The organism is Enterobacter sp. CM29 (assembly GCF_013179605.1).
Classification (GTDB): domain Bacteria; phylum Pseudomonadota; class Gammaproteobacteria; order Enterobacterales; family Enterobacteriaceae; genus Enterobacter; species Enterobacter intestinihominis.
In genome coordinates this window covers 1-5,580 of sequence record NZ_JABMCU010000242.1, presented here as the reverse complement: position 1 = coordinate 5,580, position 5,580 = coordinate 1, and the positions used below count along the sequence as shown (strand labels likewise).

At 56.6% G+C, this 5,580-nt stretch carries 7 protein-coding genes; 2 read left to right on the top strand and 5 right to left on the bottom strand.

Annotation, left to right across the window (positions count from 1 at the left end):
* On the top strand, positions 1-216 hold a 216-nt coding region (locus tag HP459_RS20800; RefSeq protein WP_171936762.1), incomplete at its 5' end, for an aminotransferase class III-fold pyridoxal phosphate-dependent enzyme.
* On the opposite strand, the gene HP459_RS20795 is transcribed toward HP459_RS20800, so the two are convergent.
* Together HP459_RS20795 and crp are read right to left on the bottom strand one after the other, a co-directional pair.
* Positions 213-2,300, bottom strand: coding sequence for a YccS/YhfK family putative transporter (locus HP459_RS20795; RefSeq protein WP_046620320.1), 2,088 nt, complete (start codon positions 2,298-2,300; stop codon positions 213-215). The two genes, HP459_RS20800 and HP459_RS20795, sit on opposite strands and share 4 nt — an antisense overlap.
* 57 nt (positions 2,301-2,357) lie before the next feature.
* Entirely contained in the window at positions 2,358-2,990 is a 633-nt protein-coding gene (crp, locus tag HP459_RS20790) for a cAMP-activated global transcriptional regulator CRP (protein ID WP_000242758.1), read from the bottom strand.
* A 310-nt stretch (positions 2,991-3,300) separates the two neighbouring features.
* Here crp and HP459_RS20785 point away from each other — a divergent pair, with 310 nt between their 5' ends.
* A complete protein-coding gene (locus tag HP459_RS20785) occupies positions 3,301-3,705 on the top strand; it encodes an OsmC family protein (protein ID WP_022649609.1) in 405 nt (134 codons plus the stop codon).
* 85 nt (positions 3,706-3,790) lie between these two features.
* Here the strand turns inward: HP459_RS20785 and HP459_RS20780 are convergent, their stop codons facing one another.
* The 3 genes from HP459_RS20780 to HP459_RS20770 all read right to left on the bottom strand — a co-directional run.
* On the bottom strand, positions 3,791-4,660 hold the full coding sequence (locus tag HP459_RS20780) for a phosphoribulokinase (protein WP_171936761.1): 870 nt from the start codon (positions 4,658-4,660) through the stop codon (positions 3,791-3,793).
* A 29-nt stretch (positions 4,661-4,689) separates the two neighbouring features.
* The gene (locus HP459_RS20775) at positions 4,690-4,908 is read right to left on the bottom strand and encodes a YheU family protein (protein ID WP_022649608.1); all 219 of its coding nucleotides are present in this window, start codon (positions 4,906-4,908) and stop codon (positions 4,690-4,692) included.
* Positions 4,905-5,580 (bottom strand): hydrolase (locus HP459_RS20770; RefSeq protein WP_171936760.1); only part of this gene is annotated, 676 nt, incomplete at its 5' end. The genes HP459_RS20775 and HP459_RS20770, both read right to left, overlap by 4 nt.

The following is a 5,580-nucleotide window of genomic DNA, read 5'->3' as shown; positions in this document are numbered from 1 at the left end:
CGCGGAATGGGGCTGCTGATCGGTGCCGAGCTGAAGCCTCAGTACAAAGGCCGCGCGCGCGATTTCCTGCACGCCGCCGCGCACGAAGGCGTCATGGTGCTCAACGCCGGGCCGGACGTGATGCGCTTCGCGCCGTCGCTGGTGGTGGAAGACAAAGACATCGAAGACGGGTTAACCCGTTTTGCCGCGGCGGTGGCGAAGATCGTCAGAGGCTAATACGCGGTTCGTTTTAACCGGCGCGTTAACCAAATCCCGTGATGCGGACGCTGACGCCATGCCACCGACGAAATGGTGTGCATGGTGTTGAGATGCCCGAGAACGCGCTGTAAATGCTGCTCAAGGGTGCTCATCGGCCCGTGGGTCAGCGTCTCCGGCGCTTCCAGAATGTTCGAATCCCCTGACTCGCCCGGAGCGTCGTACTCCAGACGCTGCTGACAGCGCTGGAGGGCAATTTCACACGACTGCAAATAGCGCTGCGCCAGATCCGGCGTCAGCATGGTGTGCTCGCGCGCCAGCGTGGTCATGGCATTGATGTGTTCGACGATAAACTGGCTGTGCGTGACCCACAGCTTCATGTCTGCCAGATAGTGCGAGTTGAAGCCCGGCTCCTGCATGGCCTGGTTAAGGGAGTTGAACAGGGCATTATGCGCCTGGTTGACCTTCATGCGCTCGTAGGCCAGCGGAGACGGCTGCGGGTCGTCGCTCAGGATCAGGCGAATGGCCTGCTGATCCGCCTCCAGCGCGTCGTGGGCGTTTTGCCTCAGTAATCCACTTTGCCACTGCGGCCACAGCCAGACCATGCCGCCAAAGGCGATCAGGCAGCCAATCAGGGTATCGACCAGGCGGGCAATAATTAACTGATCGGCGTTGAGCGTAAGCAACTGCAGGGTGTACACCGCCGTTACCGTAAAGCCCACCGTCGCCCAGCCGTAGTTTTTACGGATGATCAGATAACTCACCATCGTAATCGCCAGCATGCCGACCAGCGTATACCCTTCCGGCACGTGGAAGTGCAACGTTACGCCCGCGATAATCAGCCCCGCCATCGTGCCGCCCGCCCGATGCAGAATGCGCACCCGCGTGGCGCCATAGCCGTTCTGGGTGACAAACAGCACGGTCATTAAGATCCAGTAGGGTTTCGGCAGGTGCAGGGCCATTCCCATCAGGCTGGCGATGCTGAGCATGACGCTAATTCTTGCGGCGTTGCGCAGGGCGGAAGACTTCAGCGACAGGTAGCTTTTGAGCGCAGGCAGCAACGGCAGTCGTTTTTGCTTATCGGCCATCAGGTCCCGGGCATAAAGCGGGCGCTGGGTGCGCAACACCCGGGCGATGCGGCTGAAATGCCAGGCGGCAAACTGCCCGACCGGGTTATCCGCGTGCTGACGCGCAATCTTTTCCAGCGCGCCGAGCTGTTTGTCCATGTTAAAGCGCGTCGGATAGCGGTGATAGAGGATATCGTCAGCCAGCACCCGCAGGCGCGCCGCGACGGTCTGCGCGTTCCAGCGGATCACCGCTTCCGCATGGCTGCGCTCCACCAGCTTTTGCACCTCTTCCGGATTATGAAGGCTGACGGAAATATGCTCCTGCAAATCCAGCCCGACCTGGAAGGTACGCAGCAGCCGCTTATATTCATGATTTTTGTTGGCGGCAAGCATGTGCAACTGCTGATAGCACTGGCTGATCAGATCCACCACTTTTTGCTGGCGTGCCAGCAGCGGCGGCAGGGATTTTTCCGGGTCGGTATGTTGCGTGAGCAGGGTGTATTTTGCTTCACAGTATTCAGCAAGCTGCACGTAGAGCAGGCTCAGGGATTCGCGAAGCGGCTGTTCCCGCCACAACCAGAACCAGAACCAGTTAAACAGCCCGTACCACAGCGTGCCGAGGGCGTAGATCAGCAATGGCTCCCACACCGGCATATTGCCCGCAAGGCTTAAGGTGAAGATGGCGGCAATCAGCGACGCAGGAAGCAGGCGGGCGTGCAGCGAGCTGATTTCAGCGGTTACGCCAAGCGTCATCGCCAGCACGGTCAGGATCAGCGGCAGAGGAATGTCGCGGGCCAGTAAGAGTTGCACGGCAAGGCTACAGCCGGCAAACAGGCAGCCGCCAATAATCAGGCGTTTGAAAAAGCGTTTATGCGGGGTGTCCAGACCGGCAATGTTGCAACAGGCGGGCACGAGGGAAAACAGCAGGCCTTGCTGAAGATGTCCGAGGATCAGGCCCACGGCCACGGGAAGACACAACACCAGCGTTTGTCGCAGTGCGTAGTTAACTTCCGGGTGATAGATCAGCCTGCGCCACATAAGGAGTAGAGACAAAAACGGCGTGCCACCCTGCGGCGGCACGCCGTTTTACCGGAATTAACGGGTCCCGTAAACCACGATGGTTTTACCGTGGGCGGAGATCAGGTTTTGATCTTCCAGCATCTTCAGGATACGGCCCACTGTTTCACGGGAGCAGCCGACGATCTGACCGATTTCCTGGCGGGTAATTTTAATTTGCATACCGTCAGGGTGGGTCATGGCGTCTGGCTGTTTCGCCAGGTTCAACAGAGTCTGCGCGATACGACCGGTCACGTCCAGGAAGGCGAGGTTACCCACCTTCTCAGAGGTCACTTGCAGACGGCGTGCCATCTGGGAAGAAAGACGCATCAGGATGTCAGGGTTGACCTGAATCAGCTGACGGAATTTCTTGTAAGAAATTTCAGCCACTTCACATGCTGTTTTTGCACGAACCCAGGCGCTACGTTCCTGGCCTTCTTCAAACAGGCCCAGTTCACCGATAAAATCGCCCTGGTTCAGATAAGAAAGGATCATCTCTTTCCCTTCTTCATCTTTGATCAGCACGGCCACCGAGCCTTTAACGATGTAATACAACGTTTCCGCTTTTTCACCCTGGTGAATCAGCGTGCTCTTTGATGGGTACTTATGAATGTGGCAATGAGACAAGAACCATTCGAGAGTCGGGTCTGTTTGCGGTTTGCCAAGCACCATGCGCTGTTATCCTCTGTTATAAGCTGTCACCAGAGTCATAAGATGCATCCGGACTCTGGGGTTGCAATCGAATTCTTACCCATACCTGGGAAGTCGGCTGTCGTAACGTTTCGCAGCCAGTAAAGTTTGATGTCCTCTGCATACATGTGTAACGTCAATGTATTACTGTAGCATCCAGAGTGTTTTAGCATAGCTTTCGCCGCGTGTCTCCTGGTGTCTCGCTTCAGCATGACGCAGGTCGCCTTCCGTTGCGAGAAATGTAACGTACACGTAATCTGTCATAAAAAATGCAACGTTGGAGTGAGTGAATATGCAAGCGCGTGTGAAATGGGTTGAAGGGTTAACGTTCCTGGGCGAGTCTGCTTCCGGGCACCAGGTTTTGATGGATGGCAACTCCGGCGATAAAGCCCCCAGCCCGATGGAAATGGTGCTGATGGCGGCAGGTGGATGCAGTGCGATCGACGTGGTGTCGATCCTGCAAAAAGGCCGTCATGACGTGACCGATTGTGAAGTGAAGCTGACGTCAGAACGTCGCGAAGAGGCGCCACGTCTGTTCACGCATATTAATCTGCACTTTATCGTCACCGGCAAAGAACTGAAGGATGCGGCGGTCTCGCGTGCGGTTGACCTGTCTGCGGAGAAATACTGCTCTGTGGCGCTAATGCTGGAGAAAGCGGTAAACATCACCCATTCGTATGAAGTGATCGAGGCTTAATTTTTGGCGGGTGGCGCTTCGCTTACCCGCCCTACAAAAGCACGCCCGTAGGCCCGGTAAGCGCAGCGCCACCGGGCAAAACAACTCACGCGATTTGCTTTCCTTCCATCAGCCGCTTGACCAGCGGCGTCATGATCAGCTCCATCGCCAGCCCCATTTTTCCGCCCGGTACCACTAACGTATTCATGTGCGAAATAAACGAACCTTGTAGCATCGCCAGCAGCCAGGGGTAATCAATGCCTTCCAGGTTGCGGAAGTGGATCACCACAAAGCTCTCGTCCAGGGAAGGGATGCTTTTTGCGGCGAACGGGTTGGAGGTGTCCACGGTGGGGACGCGCTGGAAGTTAATGTGGGTTCGGGAGAACTGCGGCGTCAGGAAGTTGATGTAATCTTCCATGGAGCGCACCACCGAATCCATTACCGCCTCTCGCGAATGGCCGCGCTCGCTCATGTCACGCGTCAGCTTCTGGATCCACTCAAGGTTAACAATCGGCACCACTCCCACCAGCAAATCCACATGGCGCGCCACGTCGTGCTGAGGCGTCACCACGCCGCCGTGCAATCCTTCGTAAAACAGCACGTCAGTCGGTTCCGGCAGCGGCTGCCAGGGCGTGAACGTGCCGGGGACCTGGTTCCAGGGCACGGCTTCATCGTAGGTATGGAGATACTTGCGGGACTGCCCGGTGCCGCTCTGCCCGTATTCACGGAAGGTTTGCTCCAGCAGGCCGAAGTCATTGGCCTCCGGGCCAAAATAGCTGATGTGTTTACCCAGATCGCGCGCCTTGCGGATGGCCATATCCATCTCCGGGCGCGTGTAGCGGTGAAAGCTGTCGCCCTCTACCTCTGCCGCCCGTAAGTTAAGCTGGGCGAAAATCTTGCGGAAGGCGAGGCTGGTGGTAGTGGTTCCCGCCCCACTCGAACCCGTAACGGCAATAACCGGATGTCTGGCAGACATAGCAACTCCCTGACTGGAAAAGTGTAAGATCAGCCATGAAACGCGTTGCGGGGCATGATATTCACCGTCTCATGCAGTTCGGACCATACCAGCACCACGTCGCCGCTTTTAAGCTGGCGCTTCACATCGCTGACCTTTTGTTCAAGCGAACGTTCATGTTCACCATAATCGGTGCCTTCGCGCAAGACAAAGCTTTCAATCAGATTATCGAGCGTGTCGGGAGAGAGATCCTGCCAGGGAATAATCATTTTTTACCGTCCAGATAGGCCGTTAACCAGTCGGGTATACGCGTCTCAAGCCACATTTTTGGCCGACGCAGCGTGCCGCCAACAAAGCCCACGTGCCCGCCGAACTCGGTGAGCTGATACTCCACGTTATCCGGCAGATAGTCAGGGGCGGGGATCGAGTGATGATCCATAAACGGATCGTCTTTGGCGTGGATAATCAGCGTGGGTTTCGTGATTTGATTCAGTAAAGGCATGGCGCTGCACTGACGGTAATAGTCAATCGCATCGGCAAAGCCGTGAATTTTCGAGGTGATCAAATCATCAAACTCGCGCAGACGCTTCACGCGTTTGAGCTGTTGCAGCGTCACAGGCAGCGTATCCGGATAGGCCTTAAGTTTACGTGCGGCGTTGGCTTTCAGCAGGTTGAGCAGATAACGCTGATAGACCCGCGAAAACCCCTTTTCCATATGATAACTGCACTGCTCCAGCATAAAGGGCGCAGAGACAATCACCGCCGCATCCAGCGGTACGGCGTCGCTCTCCTTCGCCAGCAGGCAGGCCAGCATATTCCCGCCCAGCGAATACCCCACCGCTGCCGTTGGTGCTTCGCCGAAATTGTCTCTTAGCCAGCGCAGGAACCAGGAGCCGTCCTCGGTTTCACCCGAGTGATAAATGCGTTTCTGACGGTTAGGC